The sequence below is a fragment of the Dictyobacter formicarum genome, from assembly GCF_016587435.1.
In genome coordinates, this window is record NZ_BNJJ01000003.1 from 347,304 (window position 1) to 366,376 (window position 19,073).

Sequence of the window (19,073 nt, forward strand, 5' to 3'; positions counted from 1 at the left end):
TCTGGAGGATATTGTGGCATCACCAACGACATCCAGAGGTGGCCAGTACATTAACTTTGGTCTGATATTTTTTTCGAGCAGTGAGACTCCATTTCACGCCGACAAATATCGCCTGGTGATCGAGAGCACGAAGTTTGCTGACCAACATGCGTTTTCATCGGTCTGGATTCCCGAGCGCCATTTTACCAAGGATGGCTGGCTCTATCCGAATCCAGCAGTTCTGCATGCGGCTCTGGCGCGCGAGACGCGCCAGATTCGGTTGCATGCGGGTAGCGTAGTTCTGCCCTTGCATAATCCTATTCGGGTGGCGGAAGAATGGGCCGTGGTCGATAATTTGTCGGGCGGACGGGTCGGCATCGCCTTTGCTTCTGGCTGGCATCCCACTGATTTCTCGCTGGCCCCGGATAACTATCAGCAACGTCAGGAGGTCATGTATCGCGGTATTGAAACCGTCAAACAGCTCTGGCGTGGCGAAAAAATTCAGGTTAAAGGGGGTGATGGCAAACTTACGGAGATTCAAACCTACCCCACCCCCATTCAGCGCGAGCTACCTTACTGGGTTACGGCGGCGGGCAATCCTAACACCTTCGCGAAGGCGGGTGAGATCGGGGCCAATTTGCTGACGCATATGTACAATCAAAATGTCCCGGAACTGGCGGAAAAAATACGCATCTATCGCAATGCGCGCGCAGAACATGGCTATGATCCAGCTACCGGCCAGGTTTCGGTGATGCTGCATACTTTCATCGGTAAAGATGAAGCTACTGTGCGCGAGCAGATTCAGGGGCCGTTCAGCGAGTATCTTAAATCCGCTTCATACCTGGTCAATGCGATCGCCTACAGCCGTGGTCAGCAGGTCGATTTAAATACACTCTCGGAGCAAGATCTCCACGATTATCTGCTCTTCGTGACCGATCGTTTGATTAGCACTCAACGCGTCCTCTTTGGCACACCGGAACAATGCGTCGATCTGATTGTTCAGCTTAAAGAGGCGGGCGTCAGTGAGATCGCTTGCCAGGTGGATTTTGGTGTAGACGCTGATCTGGTAATGGAGAACATGCCCTATCTACAGCAGTTAAAAGAACTGGCTAATACTCGCCTCCAGTCGCGTGCTCCTGCGACGCTGAAGACCGTTACAGCAGTAGCGGAACAGCACCATGCCAATGGACACACGTCAGAAAAGGCGCCGCTAGTAGCACAAAAAAATACAGAGCCAGCTCAGGTTGATCTTTCGCTGGGAGCGATTCGTCAACGTTGTCGCCAGCAGGTGGATACGGCCGATTTCTATCAGCATCTCCAACAGCATGGCGTTGAGCTGGCAGAGAATTTTCAAGGTATTAATCGTCTCTGGAAGCGGGATGGCGAAGCATTGGGACAAATCAAGCTATCGGCGGAACTGGTGCAGGAAGCAGACAGGTATGTGATCCATCCGACGTTGTTGGATGCGGCCCTACAGGTCCTGATCGCGACTCTGCCACAGGAACTCCTTGAGAGCGCGACAGATCTCTATCTACCAACTGGCATCCGTAGCTTCCAGCTGCATCAACCATTACACACGTCTGTCTGGAGCCACGCGCAGTTGACGACTGAGGCCACCCCTGCCACCGATGTCATTGAAGGTACGGTCCGTATCCTTGATGATCAGGGGAGATTGCTGGCCGAGGCTAGCGGACTGCAACTACAGCATACGGCGCTTGCCGTACCCGAGGCTGGAGCATCTGTCCACGCGACCACAGAAACAAAGGCGCTACAGGATTGGCTGTATGAACTACAATGGGAGCCTGCCTCGCTTACACCTTCGACTGATACCGCTTTGTCGGGACGCTGGCTGGTCTTTACCGATAAGAGCAGTGTCGGACAAAAACTGATTGAACAATTGGAACAGCAAGGTGCCAGTTGTATCCGTGTGGTGGCAGGCAACCGTTATCGCATTCTTTCTGCGGGACACTATCAGATCGATCCAACCCACAGCGATGATACACGACGCATCATACAAGAAGCACTGCACAATCAAGCGCTCACCGGCGTGATTCATCTATGGAGTCTGGATACGACTCCCGTCGCGGCTACCAGCGTGGCGTCATTGGAAGAGGATCAACAGATCAACACCGGCCATGCCCTGCAGCTTATCCAGGCTCTGGCAGAACATGATGGAGTTCAACCGCCCCAGTTGTGGTTCGTTACGCGAGGAGCTCAGGCGGTCAGCGCCGAGCAGACACAGCTAGAAATTAGCCAGGCCCCGCTATGGGGCTTGGGCAAAACCTGTGCCATGGAACACTCTGAACTCTGGGGTGGCCTGGTTGATCTCGATCCTGAGGAGACTGCCCGTACGGCAGCCACACAGATTCTCAGGGCTCTGCGCAATTACAAGGTTGAAGATCAGATCGCGTTCCGCGCCGGTCAGGGCTATGTGGCACGCATGGTGCGTAGCCAGGCCAGCGCATCTCAACCCCTGGCCCTCCACAAAGATGGGAGTTATTTGATCACGGGTGGCCTATGGGGATTGGGCCTGGAAGTGGCACGGCGCTTTGCGGAACAGGGGGCCGGACACCTGGTTCTGCTGGGACGCAGTGCGCTACCAGCACGCGAGACCTGGCATAAGCTTCCAGCGGATAGTCGCCAGGCTTACCAGGTGGCTGGTATACGTGAACTGGAGCGTCTGGGCGCTCAGGTCCATTATGCATCCGTTGATGTGACCGATGATACACAGTTGACCAATTTTTTGACCACCTATTCGCAGCAGGGCCATCCCGCTTTAAAAGGAGTTATCCATGCTGCCTCAGTCTGGCAGGATGCCCAGGGGCAATCGCTGGTACGCCCGCTGGTCCAGCTGACGCAGGATGCCCTGACAGCGGTCTTCCGCCCCAAGGTGATTGGCAGCTGGCTGCTCTATAGCCTGCTGAAACATCAGCCGTTAGATTTCTTCGTTTCCTTCTCATCAGGCGCTTCGCTCTTTGGTTCGGCTGCCCAGGGTAACTACGCAGCCGCAGGTGAGTTTCTGGATATGCTGGCCCATTACCAGCGTGCTCACCATCAACCAGCTCTGAGTATCGATTGGGGCGCAGTTTCGGAGATTGGCTTTGGCGCGACCAGCGAGGGGCTACGGGTGCATGAGTACTGGGAATCACGCGGCATTCAGCGTATCACGCCGCAACAGGTATTAGAGGCCCTTGAACTGCTTATACCACAAAATCGTGCCCGTGTGGGCGTGCTTAAGCTGGATTGGCAGTTGCTGGCACAATATTATACCCAGATTGCCGATCTACCCCTGGTGCGCCACCTGATCGACGCACCATCCAGCCAGGAGCAGAACGCCAGTGCTACTACGAACGGCGCGATTCTGGATACCATTCGTACGGCTCCCAGTGAGCAGTGGCAAGCCATACTCGAAAACTATCTGCGTACACAGGTCGCCAGCGTGCTACGCCTACCACCCGAGCGGCTGGATAGCGAGCAACCACTGACTACCCTTGGCCTGGATTCCCTGATGGCGATTGAACTTAAAAATCGTATGGAGGGTGAACTAGCCATCCGTATTCCTATCGTGACCTTTTTACAGGGTCCCAGCATTGCACAATTCGCCTACCAGGTGCGTCAGCAACTGGCGGAGACAATCGTTGTTTCCCCGGCAGTCAGCGACAGTGCGCCAACCTCGACTGAAACTCACACGAACGAGGTTGAATCAGCACGAGAAGCTGAACGCTTGCTGGCTCAGTTGGATCAACTCTCAGATCAAGATGTCGATGCCCTCCTCGTGCAAATGATGCCCGAGGAACAGGAACAGGAACCCAATGGACATGCCGAGGAACGCCCGGACCTCAACGCCCAGGATGCGGCAGCATTGTTGGCACAAATCGACCAACTCTCTGATGAGCAGGTAGATTCATTGCTCAATGAAATCGCACAGAAAGAGGACTTAAATCGATGAGCGATTCCTCAAAAAATCTTTCCAACTTATCGGCGGAGGCTAAACGCGCGCTGCTGGCTCGTTTATTGCGCGAGAAGGCCAGAAGCCAGGAATCCTGGGTACCTATCTCGCATAATCAGAAAGCACTCTGGTTTCTCTCGCGCCTGGCTCCCAATAGTGCCGCCTACAATTTATTGTATGCGGCACGTATCAGTTCAAGCTTACATATTCAGGCGCTGCAAAATGCTTTGCGCACCCTGGCCCAACGCTATCCCATTCTGACAGCCACCTATGCGCTGCACGATGGCGAGCCAGCCCAGCAGGTTGTCGCCAGCCGCACACTGCCCTTCGAGCAGGTTGCGGCCGCACACTTGAGCCTGGAAGAGATCAGGCAGCAACTGCACACGGAAAGTAATCAGCCAATCGATCTGATAACTGGACCAGTGCTGCGCGTCAAGCTTTATCAGCGCTCAGCGACGGACTATGTGCTGGCCTTGATTGCTCATCACATTGCCGTCGATTTTTGGGCGCTGGATCTCTTTGTTGATGAACTCTTTCTTCTCTACGCCGCGGAACAGGCTGGACTCCCTGCGCCGCTTGGCGCAACGGGACCACAACATGCGGAATATGTGCAGTGGCAGCAGGCCATGCTTAAAAGTCCTGAGGGCGAGGGACACTGGAACTACTGGCAACAAAACCTGCAGGGCGATTTGCCCGTTTTGAATTTGCCGCTGGACCATGCTCGTCCACCGGTCCAGACCTATCAGGGCGCCTCGCACAGTTTTTCGCTGCCCTCAACATTGACCAGTAGCCTGCGCTCACTGGCCAGTGCCGAAAAAGTGACCCTTTTTACCTTGATGCTCACCGCCTTCCAGGCTCTGCTCTATCGTTATACCAATCAAAAAGATATTATCATTGGCACACCGGCCCTGGGTCGCACCAGATCTGAGTGGGAACGAGTGGTGGATTATCTGGCCAATCCAATTCTGGTACGCGCCAACCTGGCTGATAATCCCACTTTTAAAGAGTTATTGGGTCAGACACGCCAGGGTGTGTTGAATGGGCTGGAGCATCAGGACTTTCCATTTCCACTGCTGGTCGAGCGCTTGCAACCCAAACGCGATCCCAGCTATTCACCGCTCTATCAGACGCTATTTATCTGGGATCGGCCTCGCACACGTAGTCCGCAGGATCTCGAACGACTGGGACAGGGGGCGCTGGCTCGGCAAGTGGAGCAAACGGGACTCTCGTTTGAGCCTTTCGCCTATGGACAGCAGGGCGCGCCTTTTGATCTGACCCTGACCATCTTTGAAATCGATGGCTCCCTGAGCGCTGATTTCCGCTATAATACCGATCTCTTTGAGCCGGCAACGATCGCTCGCATGGAACAGCACTTCCAGACTCTGCTGACCGGTATCGTCGAGCATCCCGAGCAAACGTTGCTGCAATTGCCGCTGCTGACGGCCTCTGAACGCCAACAGATGCTGGTCGACTGGAATGCGACCGAGCAACCCTATCCAGATCAGGCTACGCTACAACAACTGATTGAGGCACAGGTAGAACGCACACCTGATGCGGTCGCATTGATCTTTGAGGGCCAGAGCAAAACCTATCGTGAGCTCAATTATGCCGCCAATCACCTGGCCTATCGTTTGCAAAAGCTTGGCGTGGCGCCCGATGTGCTGGTCGGCGTAAGCATGGAGCGCTCCATTGAGATGGTAGTAGCGTTACTGGCGATCCTTAAGGCCGGTGGTGCCTATGTGCCCATGGACCCCAGCTATCCCGCTGAGCGGCTGACGTATATGCTTGAAGATGCACAGGTGCCCGTGCTCCTGACACAGACCCATCTTAAAGAGCGCCTGCCAGCCACACAGGCCCAGCTGATCTGCCTGGATGCCGATTGGAATAGTGCCCAGACGGAAGCAGTGCCGAATCCGACCAGCCAGTGTGGCGCGGCAAACCTGGCCTATATGATCTATACCTCTGGCTCGACTGGCAAACCCAAAGGGGTGATGAATACGCATCAGGGCATTTGCAATCGCTTGCACTGGATGCAACAAACGTATCAGCTCACAACCCGGGACCGCGTGCTGCAAAAGACGCCGTTTAGCTTTGATGTTTCGGTCTGGGAGTTTTTCTGGCCCTTGCTCACGGGCGCCGGACTGGTTATTGCGCGCCCTGGTGGCCACCAGGATCCTGCTTACCTGGCCCGATTGATCGGCGAGCAACATGTCACGACATTGCATTTTGTGCCTTCAATGCTCCAGGCCTTTTTATCCGAACCAGATCTGAGCAGTTGCCAGCGACTACGCCACGTTATCTGTAGCGGCGAAGCACTGGCCCCTGAGTTGCAAGAGCGTTTCTTCAGCCGGTTCCCTGCCAATGTCAGGCTGCATAACCTGTATGGTCCGACCGAGGCGGCCATCGATGTAACCAGCTGGGAATGCCGACGCGACGAGAAAGTCAGTAGCGTACCGATTGGCCATCCAATCGCCAATACACAATTGTATATCTTGAATCCGGCCTTGCAGCCGGTCCCCATCAATCTACCTGGCGAATTGTATATCGGTGGCGTAGGACTGGCCCGTGGCTACCATCAGCGTCCCGAGCTTACCGCCGAAAAATTTATTCGAGACCCGTTTAGCACCAGGGATGGGGCCCGGCTCTTTAAAACCGGTGACCTGGCTCGCTATCGCGCGGATGGCGCGATTGAGTTTCTGGGCCGCATCGATTACCAGGTCAAGATTCGCGGCTTCCGCATTGAATTGGGAGAGATCGAAGCGACCCTCAATCTACATACCGCCATTGCAGAATCAGTCGTGATCGCCCGCGAAGATACAACAGGCCATAAACGCCTGGTCGCTTACCTGGTGCCAGAACAAACAGACAAGCAACCCTCGATTGAGGAGTTGCGCAGCTTTTTAAAAGAGCAGCTACCCGATTATATGGTACCGGCCGCGTTCGTCTTTATGGATGCGCTACCACTATCCCCTAATGGAAAAGTCAATCGTAACGCGCTGCCAGAGCCTGATACCGATCGTCCCGAGCTCCAGGTAACCTATGTAGCTCCGCGTACTCCTACCGAACAACGTCTGGCTGAGATCTGGATACAGATCCTGGGTATTACCCGCGTCGGCATCCATGACAATTACTTCGATCTGGGAGGAGCGTCGATTCAGAGTCTGGAGATTGTGGCTAAAGCCAATGCGGCAGGGCTACCACTGGCTCTGGAGATGCTCTTTGAATTCCAGACGGTCGCTGAACTGGCCACCGCCATTGATGCCAGACAGGCGACTCCAGCCGATCCGGATGGATCAGCAGGTAGCATGTCACAAACGCCGGTCGCCACAGTTGAGCGGGCCGCAGCGCCAGCCACCAATCAACCTGCGCTATTGGATCTGGGCAACACGCTGATCGAGAGTCTGGGCACCTACCTTCCTCCTAAAGTGGTTACCAGTGAGGAGATTCTGGAGGGCTGTGCCCGTCCGATTCGCTTTCCGCTGGCCAAACTTACCGGCATCAAGTCGCGGCGCATGGCTGGCGAAACTGAGTTCTCACTAGAGATCGCTATTCAGGCTGTGGCCGATTGTCTGGCCAATTCTAAGTATCAGCCCGGCGATATCGATATGATTGTCTGTGGCAACATTTCACGCTGCAATGCGCCACTCCAATTTACCTTTGAGCCCGGTACCGCCATCCAGATCAAGCAGCATTTCGGTTTTACCAATGCCATTGTGCTGGATGTCTCCAATGCCTGTACTGGCCTCTTTACTGCAGCCTATGTGGTGGATGCCTTCATTCGCACAGGCCTGATCCGGCGCGGCATAGCGGTCAGCGGCGAGTATATTAGCCATCTCTCGTTGACAGCCCAGAAAGAGATTGAAAGCTTCATGGATTCGCGCCTGGCCTGTCTGACGGTCGGCGATGGTGGAGCGGCCTTGATTATGGAGCGCTCTCCCAATCAAAAGCTCGGCTTCCATGAGTTTGAAATGTATACGCTGGGCCACTATAGCGAGGCATGCATTGGCAAAGCGACCGACCAGCCTCACGGCGGTGCCATCATGTATACAGATGCGGTTACCGTCTCGGCCGTCAATCTGAAGCAGGCAGTTTCACATGCCGGTATGATTATGGAGCGCACCCAATGGCCCAAAGAGGCCTTCCAGCATATCATTGTGCATCAGACCTCTAATACCACTATCAATGATGTTCCGCGCGAGATCAACAAGTATTTTGGTGAAGAGTTCTGTAAGCAGGAGAGTGTGATTAATAATATCGCTGAGCGCGGCAATACAGCTACCACTACCCATATGATCGCGCTCATGGATAGTATCCGTTCTAACCGCATTCAGCCAGGCGATAACGCCATTTTCGGTATCACAGGTTCCGGTGCCACCATCGGCACAGCCATCTATACCTTCGACGATCTGCCCGAGCGTATTCGCCAGCGCGAAGCGGGCACCTATACACCTACCAAGGTTGCACCTGGCGAGGCTTTTGTGTCCCGTCTGCCCGCGAACAGACGTGTTCAGATTGCCCGCATTGGAACAATTCCGTCCACGGCACAGATAGAGAAGAAGACACTGGAATTGATTCAGGCCGCCGCGGAGCGCTGCCTGGCAGATATCTCCTACGATAGAAGCGAGATTGATCTACTGATTTATTCGGGTGTCTATCGAGATGATTTCTTGTGCGAGCCAGCTGTCGCCGCCCTGGTTGAAGGAAGGCTGGGCATTAATGCCGATATCGAGACGCAACAGGACAAAAAGACCTTCGCGCTAGATATCTTAAACGGTGGTCTGGGTACGTTGAATGCCTGCCATGCATCCATTGGCCTCATTCAAGCCCAGAGAGCCCATAAAGCCCTGATCGTCGCATCTGAAATAGAAAATAACCGTGAAAGCTATCCAACTGAACTGGCTGACATCGAAGAGACGGGCTCCGCCCTCTTGCTTGAAGCCAGCCCTGATGGCACGACTGGCTTTGGTCATTTTGTCTTCAAGTCCTTCGCAGAGTATCAGGGGGCTTTAAAGGCGCACTCGCTGGTACGCGATGGTAAGACGATCATGCACTTTGAGCGCGATCCACAGCTGCAGCATTACTATCTGCGCTGCGTGCGAGAGACGGTAAACGAGCTACTCCAGCAAGAGCAGCTGTCGCTCGCACAGATTCGGGTCATTCTGCCGCCTCAAATATCAGCTGACTTCTGCAGCCAATTGGGCCAGACCCTTGAGGTTGAGCCGCAAAAAGTGGTCGCGGTCCCAGCTCAGCATGATCTCTTTACATCGTCGCTGGCCTACACCTTACAGCAGGTCAATGATCAGCACCTGGTCTCGCGAGGCAACATTGGCTTAATCATCCAGGTTGGCTCCGGCCTCCAGGTTGGTTGCGCCACCTACTACTTCTAGTTCAAACAGGTATCAAAATATGCAACGTTCACCCTGGATTGTGTCCAGACAAACATATCCAAAAAATCGGCTCTTCTGCTTTCCTTACGCAGGCGGAGGAGCCAGCATCTATCGCCTCTGGCCGCAAGCCCTGCCGCCAGAGGTGGAAGTATGCCCCATTCAGCTCCCTGGCCATGAAACCAGAATCGGTGAGGAGCCCATTGATCGACTGCAGGCCCTGCTTCCAGCACTGGTGCAGGCGCTCAATCCATATCTGCATGAGCCGTTTCAAATCTTTGGACATAGCATGGGAGCCTTGATCGGATTCGAGCTAACCCGGCAGTTGCGACGTCAGCACCTGCCCACCCCAACCTATCTCTTTATGTCGGGTCATCAAGCTCCCCAGATATCACGCCCGGCAACCCGAACCTGGCAAAAACCAGACGCTGAATTTATTCAATCTCTCAAAAACATGGGAGGCACGCCGGACACCGTACTACAAAATGCCGAACTTATGCAGTTGCTCCTGCCAACCTTGCGTGCCGACTTTGCCCTCAACGAAACCTACCAATACCAGGCTGAAGAACCCTTGACCATCCCAATCACAGTTTTCGGGGGCAGCGAAGACAAAGAGGTCGACCCCACAGAACTGAAAGCCTGGCAGGAACAAACCATTTACCCAATCGTCCAACGCATCTTCCCGGGTAATCACTTTTACCTGCACACCCATCAATCCCTGCTCACCCAGGCCATCGCTTCGTACTACCACTAAACAACAAACGGGATTGTCAAGGGCGGCTAGCCCTTGACCGGGAACACGAAGTGGTTAGGTTAAGGAGGCTGCGGACCTGCTCAGGCCCGCAGTTTCCCCAACAACCCTTTAGCCTGCATCAACGCCTCATCACTCTTACAAAAAGAGAAACGCACATAATTTTGACCAATATGCACATGCTCCTTGCTATACATACTTTCCGGCGGAATACAGGCCACGCCAATCTCTTTAATCAAATAGCGCGTAAAATCACGCGGCATCCCATCAAAAACTTCAGAGAAATCAGCCATAATAAAGTATGTGCCCTCAGGCGCTCGATATTTAAGTCCAGAGCCCTCCAGCGCCCCCATCAGCAACCGTAGCTTATCTTCATACATGCGTCGAAAATCGTTATAATACTGCTCCGACTGGTTCAAAGCATACGCAACCGCTTCCTGAGTCGGATGATGGACCGCAAAAATAGTAAACTGGTGCGCCCTCGCCACACCATTTAATACCGCTGGATGCCCATAGGCCCAGCCAACTTTCCAGCCAGTAGCGCTAAAGGTCTTGCCAGCGCTACTGACCGTAACGGTCCGCTCAAACATACCGGGCAAAGTAGCGATCGGAATGTAGCGTGCGCCCCCCAGCGTTAAGTGCTCATACACTTCATCGTTGATCACAACCACGTTATGCTCGATGCACAGATCAGCGACCAGCGACAATTCTTCGCGCGTAAACACACGGCCAGTAGGATTATGCGGCGAATTCAAAATTAACGCGCGCGTTCTCGGCGAGAAGGCGGCCCGCAGTTCAGCGGGATCAAAGGTCCAGGTTGGTGGATGCAGGGGTACAAAGACAGGTGTAGCCCCGGCCATCAAGATGTTGGGGACATACGAATCATAAAATGGCTCGATGACGATTACTTCATCCCCTGGATCTACCAGGCCCAGCACACATGACAGGAGACCTTCAGTTGCACCCGCAGTGACGATTACCCCTTGATCAGGATCAATATTCAGTCCATAAAAGCGGGCCGCATGATCGGCGACGGCATTGCGCAAGGAGGCAATACCGGGTCCAGGCGCATACTGGTTATGCTGGCCCGATTGCGCTGCTTTGACCAGTTCCGCCACAATATCGGCTGGGGTATCAAAATCAGGCTTTCCTTGCCCCAGATTTAAAGCGTTATATTGTTGCGCTAAAAGATTGATTTCCGTAAAAATAGTGGTGCCAAACGTTTCCACACGGCGAGCTGAAATAGACATGCAATATACTCCCATTATATTGGATATAGTGCGCTCTGACGCGGCTCTGATCCGTCAAAATCTCATAGCAGCGCGGCAGGATACCTGCTTATCGGAGCTATCTCATTTTGCTTATTATTTGCTTATTATATACAACATCACAGATGCCGAGCAATAAAAGCCACCTGGCTTGCATAACTCTGCAAGGACAACCAATAGCTTTCATACCATAAAATTGCTCGCCTTTAAGGTATACTATATAATTTATTAATACAACATGGAACATAAATACACACATTCTGGCTTTCCAAAATGGTATACTAGTAGTGCACCAACTCAACAATAGCTGCAGTATTCCATACTTGAATACAACAAAGGAGGAGCGTATAGAAGAGAAGATAAACAAGCAGGGGATTCTAAAAACCTTAGAAACATATGAGTTGAGCAACAACAAACTCAACACCAATTATTTCCCTGAATCACCATGAGCAAAAAAATCTTCCAACTCATGCCTGTAAGGACGCAGGTCAATCAGCAGTTTTTGCACAATCTACCAGTTGTGTGGAACCAAATGACCAGCCCTTCGTGCTACTTGTAGTGAAATCATCAAACGTTGACGCCGTAGGACAACGTTTTTAGGAGGAGGAAATTTTCAATGGCTCGCTTTGTATTAAGTTTGGATCAGGGTACAACAAGCTCCCGGGCAATCCTCTTCAACCAGCAGGGTAATATTGTAAGTGTAGTGCAACAAGAATTTCCTCAAATTTATCCAGCACCTGGATTGGTCGAACACAATCCAGAAGATATCTGGTCAAGCCAGCTTAATGTAGCTCGAGAAGCATTAAGAAAAGCAGGTGCCTCGGCTTCAGATATCGTGGCATTGGGCATCACTAATCAACGTGAGACCGCGATTGTCTGGGAAAAAAGCACAGGCCGACCGGTGTTTAATGCCATTGTCTGGCAGAGTCGCTTAACTGTGCCAATTTGCGATGCTCTAACTGCCAAGGGCTTCGACAAAGTCATCCGTGAGCGCACTGGCCTTGTGACCGATGCCTACTTCTCCGGCACCAAAGTAAAATGGATTCTGGATAATGTTGAAGGGGCACGCCAGAAGGCTGAGCGGGGTGAACTCCTGTTTGGCACTGTCGATACCTTCCTCATCTGGCGCCTGACGAAGGGCAGGATCCATGTCACTGACTATACCAATGCTTCTCGTACTCTTCTCTTTAATATCTACGAAGGAAAGTGGGATGATGTGATCCTTCAGGAACTGGGCATTCCTCGCTCTATGTTGCCAGAGGTCATGCCTTCCAGTGCTGTCTATGGTGAAACCGATGCAGAGATCTTCGGCACTCCGATCCGTATTGCTGGTATCGCAGGCGATCAGCAAGCGGCTACCTTTGGACAGGTCTGTTATCAAATTGGTATGGCCAAAAACACGTATGGCACAGGCTGTTTCATGCTCATGAATACTGGGGAGAAAGCCATACCTTCTCAACATGGTCTGCTCACCACTATTGCCTGGGGCCTGGGCACTAAAGAGAAGCCCAAGATAATCTATGCGCTTGAAGGCAGTATCTTTATAACCGGAGCCGCAGTCCAGTGGCTGCGCGACGGCTTAAGGGCCATTAGTTCGAGTGCCGAGGTAGAAAGTCTGGCGCGGAGAGTTACCGATAATGGTGGCGTCTATATGGTTCCTGCCTTTGTGGGCCTGGGCGCTCCTCATTGGGACCCTTATGCCCGCGGTACCATTGTTGGGCTGACGCGTGGCTCTACGATTGGACATATCGCTCGAGCAACACTCGAGAGTATGTGTTATCAAACTCGCGAGGTTCTGGACGCGATGACTGCTGATAGCAACATCACTGCCACTACGTTGCGTGTCGATGGTGGCGCTGTCGTTAATAATCTCTTGATGCAATTCCAGGCTGATATCCTGGGCATACCGGTCCAACGACCCGGAATCGCAGAAACCACCGCGCTAGGTGCAGCCTACCTGGCAGGACTGGCGGTCGGCTTCTGGAAAGACCTGCAAGAGCTTACCCGTCTGTGGACAATCGATCGTACGTTTGAGCCACAAATGAGCGAAGATCAACGCGAAAGCCTGTATGCTAACTGGAAGCGCGCTGTGGAGCGCTCCCTCGGCTGGACAAAAAAATAACCTTCATCCAAAATAGTACAAAACGTTAACAGTATACTGATGAGCGATTTTTGGTGACTACCGAGAATACAGCTCAACCATATATACGGTTGTCAGAACAAATACGCAACAGGATTGGAGAAAAAATTCATGGAAAAGCCCGCTGTTAGTCCAGTGCCAGCGATGGCTGGTACTCTGGGTGAATGCATTGCTGAATTTTTCGGCACGATGATTCTTTTGCTTTTTGGCGATGGCTGCGTCGCTTCATTTGGGCTTTTTAACACTCTAGGCCCTCCCCTTGGAAAACCGACGACGCCTACTCCATTTGCGAATGAGTGGATTCTGATTGCCATTGGTTGGGGCTTCGCCGTTATGCTTGGCATCTATGTAGCTGGTGCCATCAGTGGTGCCCATATCAATCCAGCAGTCACTCTGGGTTTTGCCTCCCGGGGCAAATTCCCCTGGAATAAAGTTCTTCCCTATATGGGTTCACAGGTGTTAGGCGCGTTTATAGCCGCTGCCATCCTTTTCTTCGTGTATAGAGGAGCAATTAATCATGCGGTCGGTCTGAAAGGTGGTACAATTGCTAGTGATGTAGGCTATGTCTTCTACACCTATCCTAAAGCTTTTGTTGGGACCTTCGGGGCCTTCGGCGATGAGTTCGTAGGTACTGCTCTGCTGGTTGGTTTGATCTTCGCGATTGTCGATATACGCAACCAGCCGGTGCAGGCCAATTTAAATCCAATGATCATTGGTTTCTTGATCGTCGCTATCGGTGCTTCATTCGGACTCAACACAGGGTATGCAATCAATCCAGCGCGTGACTTTGGTCCTCGCCTGTGGATTGCTGTGGTCGACGGTGGAAGAAGCCTGACTTCTTATACCTGGATTCCAATTGTCGCTCCACTCCTGGGTGGCGTCGCCGGAGCTTTTATCTACGACTTTACAATCGGCAAAGTCATAGAAGCCAGAAGGCTCCATACATCTGGTGCAGCAATCGCCCGTGGTGAAGCGGTTCGTGAGCCGGCAGTAGATTAGCGCTTTATTATAGTTTTTGGATGAAAGGACGAAAATACAGCAGGAGAGCAGGTAGTAATTATACTAGCCCTGATCTCCTCCTGCTATTTTCGCAAGATAGCACCTATGCAACCCTTATCTTCACACGAACGCACAGACAATCTCAACGAACTTGCCAATAATTCTTTCGATATCCTGGTCATCGGAGGAGGAGTTACCGGCGCGGGTGTCGCTCTCGATGCTGTCTCACGCGGCTATTCGGTTGCCCTCGTTGAAAAGGCAGACTTTGCCAGCGGCACCAGTAGCAAATCAACCAAGCTTGTTCATGGTGGCATTCGCTATTTGCCAAACTTTGACTTCTCTCTGGTCCATGAGGCTCTGGTTGAACGTGGCTTGCTCCTGCAGAATGCGCCATTCCTGGTCGATCCAGTCGCCTTTGTGTTGCCGATCTATGAAGGCGATATGCACCCGGTTGGAATGCCTTTTACAACCCCGAAAGGGATTGGCCTGAACCGCCTGCTGGATGCTGGCCTCTGGATGTACGATGGGTTGGCTGGCAGACGCAATATCTCTCGCCACCACCATATCAGCCGCCAGGAAGTATTGGAGCGAGCCCCAACCCTGGTTTCGGAAGGACTTAAAGAGGGCTTTATCTACTACGATGGGCAGACCAATGATGCGCGTTTGACAATGGCTGTTCTGCGTACGGCGGTACGTTCCGGTGCGCTGGTTGCCAATTATGCCGAGGTCACCGGCTTTGAAAAGTCGCAAGATCGTATCACCGGAGCAATTGTCCATGATACCATTGGTGACCAGCAGTTTACGGTGCGTGCTCGCCATATCGTCAACGCCACTGGCGTCTTCTCCGAGGAGGTTGAGTCACTGGCCGAGGAGACACCTGAGATTCAGGTTGAGCCCAGCAAGGGGGTCCACCTGGTCCTGTCGCGCGAAATGCTCCAACTGGGCAATGACGCCATTGTTTTGCCTGAGACCGAGGATAAGCGCATTCTGTTTATTGTTCCCTGGGAATCGCGGGCCATCTATGGCACCACCGATACAGGCACAGGCGATCTCAACCATCCTACTGCTTCTCAGGAAGATATTGCGTACTTGCTGAAATATCTGAATCGCTACCTTACTGTCCATGTGACCGAGGATGATATTATCAGTACCTATGCCGGATATCGTCCACTGGTCAAACCACGCCAGAAGAATGCATCGACCGCCAGGCTTTCACGTACACATGCCGTCATTGAGAGTCCTTCAGGCCTGGTGACGATTACAGGCGGAAAATTAACTACCTATCGTCGCATGGCACAGGATACACTGGATCTAATTAGTCGACGGGATAGTGTGAAGCCGGTTCATCCAACCGAATCGCTGCCGTTACAGGGTAGCGCGGCCTGGCCGCTGACCCAGCACGAGTTGCAGAAACGCGGTGCACGGCTGGGGCTGAGCTCAAATATTATTCGCCATCTGGGCCATGCCTACGGATCTAACACGAACGCTGTCTTTGATCTAGTTGAGCAGGATCCGTCGCTGGGCCAACAGCTCATCAGTGACCTTCCCTATATCAAAGCTGAGGTCATTTATGCCTGCCGCTATGAAATGGCGATGAAGCCAGCTGACATTCTGGCGCGTCGTACCTCGATTGTGATGGAAGATCGCGAGCGTGGTCAGGGTGTTGTCGATGAGGTAACCCAACTGATGGCGCAGGAACTACACTGGCCCTCAGTGGAACAACAGGAACTGATGCAGATATATCGCTCAAATATCCAGAATCAAGTGCTGGCAGAGAAACGCTAAGTGTAAAGCTTGCCGTTCGGATTCGTTCGAATATTCATAATTCAGTTCTGGCAGAGAAACGTCACGTGTAAGGCTTACCCGTTCGACCTCGTTTGTAAATAGGGAAAGGAATACGATAGGAACTATTCCTATCTGCTCATATGCACGAGAGGAAACGCAATGAAAAAGCTCATTAATAAACCGGAAGACGTGGTCAAAGAAGCCCTGGCTGGTATGGCTGCGGTCCACGCCGATCTGATTAACGTCGATATTGAGCAACAGATTATTGTTCGTAAGGATGCGCCAGTAAAAAATAAAGTCGGCGTTATTTCTGGCGGTGGCAGTGGACATGAGCCTATGCATGGAGGCTATGTTGGATATGGTATGCTCGATGCTGCCTGTCCAGGTGCGGTGTTTACCTCGCCAGTCCCGGATCAGATGCTGGCTGCCACACGAGCTGTTAATGGCGGAGCCGGGGTCTTGCATATTGTCAAAAACTATACGGGCGATGTGATGAACTTTGAGATGGCCGCTGAATTGGCGGCGGCTGAAGATATTGAGGTAGTAAGCATCGTCACTAATGATGATGTGGCGGTACAGGATAGTCTCTATACGGCTGGTCGCCGTGGCGTTGGCGTAACGGTGCTGCTGGAGAAGATTGTAGGCGCTTTGGCCGAAACGGGAGCTCCTCTGGCTCAGGTGGCTGACATGGCTCGCCAGGTCAATAATCATGGACGCAGTATGGGGATGGCGTTGACCGCCTGCACGGTTCCGGCGGCGGGTAAGCCAACCTTTGAATTGGGCGAGGATGAGATGGAGATCGGTATCGGTATCCACGGGGAGCCCGGCCGGCGGCGCGCTAAACTGGTCGGCGCAGCCGAAATCGCTGAGACTCTAACGACTCCCATCATTGACGATCTGGAGCTCAAAGCTGGAGAGCAGGTTCTGGCGATGGTCAATGGCATGGGTGGAACGCCATTGATTGAACTCTATATCATTTTTAATGAGTTGGAACGTATTCTAAAGGGGAAGTCGATTTCTATTACGCGCTCCCTGGTCGGCAATTATATTACCTCTCTGGAGATGGCCGGCTGTTCTATTACATTGATACGCCTCAACGATGAATTGATCAAGTACTGGGATGCGCCAGTCCATACACCCGCATTGCGTTGGGGTCGTTAGGCACATTTTGGCAGGAAATTTGGAGGAAACCATGCCTGTTACACATGAGGATATCCTGCATTGGTTGCAGCAGTCCGCACAGGTGCTGCATGAGTATAGCGCATTCCTGACACAACTAGACTCTGCTATCGGGGATGCTGACCATGGCATCAATATGGATCGTGGTTTTACCGCTGTAAATGCCAAACTCACAGGCTTGAGCGACGCTGATATAGGAACGATGCTAAAGACTGTTGGTACAACGTTGGTTTCTACGGTCGGTGGAGCTAGCGGCCCACTGTATGGCACTGCCTTCTTACGCGCAGGTATGGTGTCCTCCGGCAAGCAATCCCTGGAAACATCCGACTTGATTACTTTATTTGATGCCGCCCTTGAGGGCGTTAAGGTTCGCGGTAAGGCGCAGGCCGGTGAAAAAACGATGCTGGATGCGTTAATACCTGCTATCGAGGCAGGCAAACAAGCCGCAGCAAATCAGTTGTCGATAGCGCAGGTCCTACAAAATATGACGGCCGCCGCCGAGGCTGGTATGAAAAATACCATCGAGATGGTCGCAACCAAGGGGCGGGCCAGCTATTTGGGGGAGCGGAGCGTGGGACATCAAGATCCGGGAGCAACTTCATGCTGGCTAATCCTGCAAGCATTCTCAGATACGATGACACCAGACGCGGCACACGAGTAGAGGTTACTATTGTTGACTTCTCCTAAGTGATTATATATAGCTATGGGAACAGGCTTCCCTGGAAAGAAGAGAAAAAATTGGCTGTTGGTATTGTAATTGTTTCACATAGCGCGCGCCTGGCTGAGGGCGTGGCGGAACTGGCCGAACAGATGTCTATGGGGGAAGTAACGATTGCCGTCGCTGGAGGCACCGATGATGGTTCAATTGGCACCTCTCTCGATAAAGTTATTGCCGCCCTCCAGAAGGCTGCCAATCCTGAGGGAACGTTGGTCCTGCTTGACCTGGGCAGTGCTGTGATGGTTACAGAGATGGCACTGGAACAGTTGGATCCTTCTGAACGGCAACATATCATTATTAGCACGGCCCCACTGGTTGAGGGAGCCGTGCTGGCTGCGGTTGAGGCTTCTGCTGGTAGCACGCTGGCTGAGGTCGCGGAAGCCGCCAATAATGGTCATGAGATGCCAAAGGGAAAGCAGGCATAACGCCTGCTATTACTCCAGCTGCTTGTTGGCGGTGCGGAATTGCACAATCTGCTGGCAATGTTGCTGAGCATGGCGGGAAAAGCCCTCCACCAGGTCGGCAATGCTGGCCTCACCTGATCGATACCAGTCCAGGATGCCTTTTTTCTCTAACAGTTCGGCGGGCAAAGATGCTAAGGCATCGGTCGATCTGATCTGCGCATCCTGGTACTCATTCATGATCTGCTGCGCCGTTTTGTAGCTCCGTGCCTCTATTGCCTCGTTGTTAAACGCTTGCAGATCATTTACCCACCTCATAAGATACGGTGAGGGCTTTTCGCCGTGCGCTGTTTGTAGTGCGTCAATCAGCAATAATTCATAGGATGTCAGATGGGCGACAATATCTTTGGCTGACCATTCTCCACTAACACCCGGCATATCCCACATTGGCTCCGGTAAATCATCGAGCGCCTGAATAACCATAAGATGGCTATTTTCTAATGTTTGAGTCGCAGACATA

General features: G+C 52.6%; 11 protein-coding genes. 9 read left to right on the plus strand and 2 right to left on the minus strand.

What is annotated here, in order from left to right; genetic code table 11:
* Positions 1 to 13: 13 nt before the first annotated feature.
* From JMI88_RS06650 to JMI88_RS06660, 3 genes are read left to right on the plus strand one after another with little or no spacing between them, the layout of a single operon-like run.
* Positions 14 to 3,928 (plus strand): type I polyketide synthase, encoded by a 3,915-nt coding sequence (locus tag JMI88_RS06650; RefSeq protein ID WP_201361013.1) that lies wholly within the window; start codon positions 14 to 16, stop codon positions 3,926 to 3,928.
* The gene (locus JMI88_RS06655; RefSeq protein ID WP_201361014.1) at positions 3,925 to 9,315 is read left to right on the plus strand and encodes a non-ribosomal peptide synthetase; all 5,391 of its coding nucleotides are present in this window, start codon (positions 3,925 to 3,927) and stop codon (positions 9,313 to 9,315) included. The genes JMI88_RS06650 and JMI88_RS06655 overlap by 4 nt, the downstream gene beginning before the upstream one ends.
* 19 nt (positions 9,316 to 9,334) lie before the next feature.
* Entirely contained in the window at positions 9,335 to 10,066 is a 732-nt protein-coding gene (locus JMI88_RS06660; protein WP_201361015.1) for a thioesterase II family protein, read from the plus strand.
* Positions 10,067 to 10,146: 80 nt separating this feature from the next.
* On the opposite strand, the gene JMI88_RS06665 is transcribed toward JMI88_RS06660, so the two are convergent.
* Complete coding sequence (locus tag JMI88_RS06665) at positions 10,147 to 11,313, minus strand: aminotransferase class I/II-fold pyridoxal phosphate-dependent enzyme (protein ID WP_201361016.1); 1,167 nt, start codon at positions 11,311 to 11,313, stop codon at positions 10,147 to 10,149.
* Positions 11,314 to 11,947: 634 nt separating this feature from the next.
* Here JMI88_RS06665 and glpK point away from each other — a divergent pair.
* The 6 genes from glpK to dhaM all read left to right on the plus strand — a co-directional run bounded on the left by glpK (position 11,948) and on the right by dhaM (position 18,577).
* Positions 11,948 to 13,453, plus strand: coding sequence for a glycerol kinase GlpK (gene glpK / locus JMI88_RS06670; RefSeq protein ID WP_201361017.1), 1,506 nt, complete (start codon positions 11,948 to 11,950; stop codon positions 13,451 to 13,453).
* A 129-nt stretch (positions 13,454 to 13,582) separates the two neighbouring features.
* Positions 13,583 to 14,470 carry an MIP/aquaporin family protein gene (locus JMI88_RS06675; RefSeq protein WP_201361018.1) on the plus strand — a complete coding sequence of 296 codons (888 nt, stop codon included), beginning with the start codon at positions 13,583 to 13,585 and terminating at the stop codon, positions 14,468 to 14,470.
* A 105-nt stretch (positions 14,471 to 14,575) separates the two neighbouring features.
* Complete coding sequence (locus tag JMI88_RS06680) at positions 14,576 to 16,255, plus strand: glycerol-3-phosphate dehydrogenase/oxidase (RefSeq protein ID WP_201361019.1); 1,680 nt, start codon at positions 14,576 to 14,578, stop codon at positions 16,253 to 16,255.
* 159 nt (positions 16,256 to 16,414) lie between these two features.
* Entirely contained in the window at positions 16,415 to 17,416 is a 1,002-nt protein-coding gene (gene dhaK, locus JMI88_RS06685) for a dihydroxyacetone kinase subunit DhaK (RefSeq protein ID WP_201361020.1), read from the plus strand.
* A 31-nt stretch (positions 17,417 to 17,447) separates the two neighbouring features.
* On the plus strand, positions 17,448 to 18,095 hold the full coding sequence (gene dhaL, locus JMI88_RS06690) for a dihydroxyacetone kinase subunit DhaL (RefSeq protein WP_201361021.1): 648 nt from the start codon (positions 17,448 to 17,450) through the stop codon (positions 18,093 to 18,095).
* Between the two features lie 77 nt (positions 18,096 to 18,172).
* Entirely contained in the window at positions 18,173 to 18,577 is a 405-nt protein-coding gene (gene dhaM, locus JMI88_RS06695) for a dihydroxyacetone kinase phosphoryl donor subunit DhaM (protein ID WP_201361022.1), read from the plus strand.
* A gap of 9 nt (positions 18,578 to 18,586) precedes the next feature.
* On the opposite strand, the gene JMI88_RS06700 is transcribed toward dhaM, so the two are convergent.
* On the minus strand, positions 18,587 to 19,072 hold the full coding sequence (locus JMI88_RS06700) for a DinB family protein (protein WP_201361023.1): 486 nt from the start codon (positions 19,070 to 19,072) through the stop codon (positions 18,587 to 18,589).
* Position 19,073 lies beyond the last annotated feature (1 nt).

Coding starts and splice junctions, on each gene's coding strand:
- glpK (WP_201361017.1), top strand. CDS start 11,948: ATGGCTCGCTTTGTATTAAGTTTGGATCAGGGTACAACAAGCTCCCGG.
- JMI88_RS06680 (WP_201361019.1), top strand. CDS start 14,576: ATGCAACCCTTATCTTCACACGAACGCACAGACAATCTCAACGAACTT.
- JMI88_RS06665 (WP_201361016.1), bottom strand. CDS start 11,313: ATGTCTATTTCAGCTCGCCGTGTGGAAACGTTTGGCACCACTATTTTT.
- dhaK (WP_201361020.1), top strand. CDS start 16,415: ATGAAAAAGCTCATTAATAAACCGGAAGACGTGGTCAAAGAAGCCCTG.
- dhaL (WP_201361021.1), top strand. CDS start 17,448: ATGCCTGTTACACATGAGGATATCCTGCATTGGTTGCAGCAGTCCGCA.
- JMI88_RS06675 (WP_201361018.1), top strand. CDS start 13,583: ATGGAAAAGCCCGCTGTTAGTCCAGTGCCAGCGATGGCTGGTACTCTG.
- JMI88_RS06655 (WP_201361014.1), top strand. CDS start 3,925: ATGAGCGATTCCTCAAAAAATCTTTCCAACTTATCGGCGGAGGCTAAA.
- JMI88_RS06660 (WP_201361015.1), top strand. CDS start 9,335: ATGCAACGTTCACCCTGGATTGTGTCCAGACAAACATATCCAAAAAAT.
- JMI88_RS06700 (WP_201361023.1), bottom strand. CDS start 19,072: ATGTCTGCGACTCAAACATTAGAAAATAGCCATCTTATGGTTATTCAG.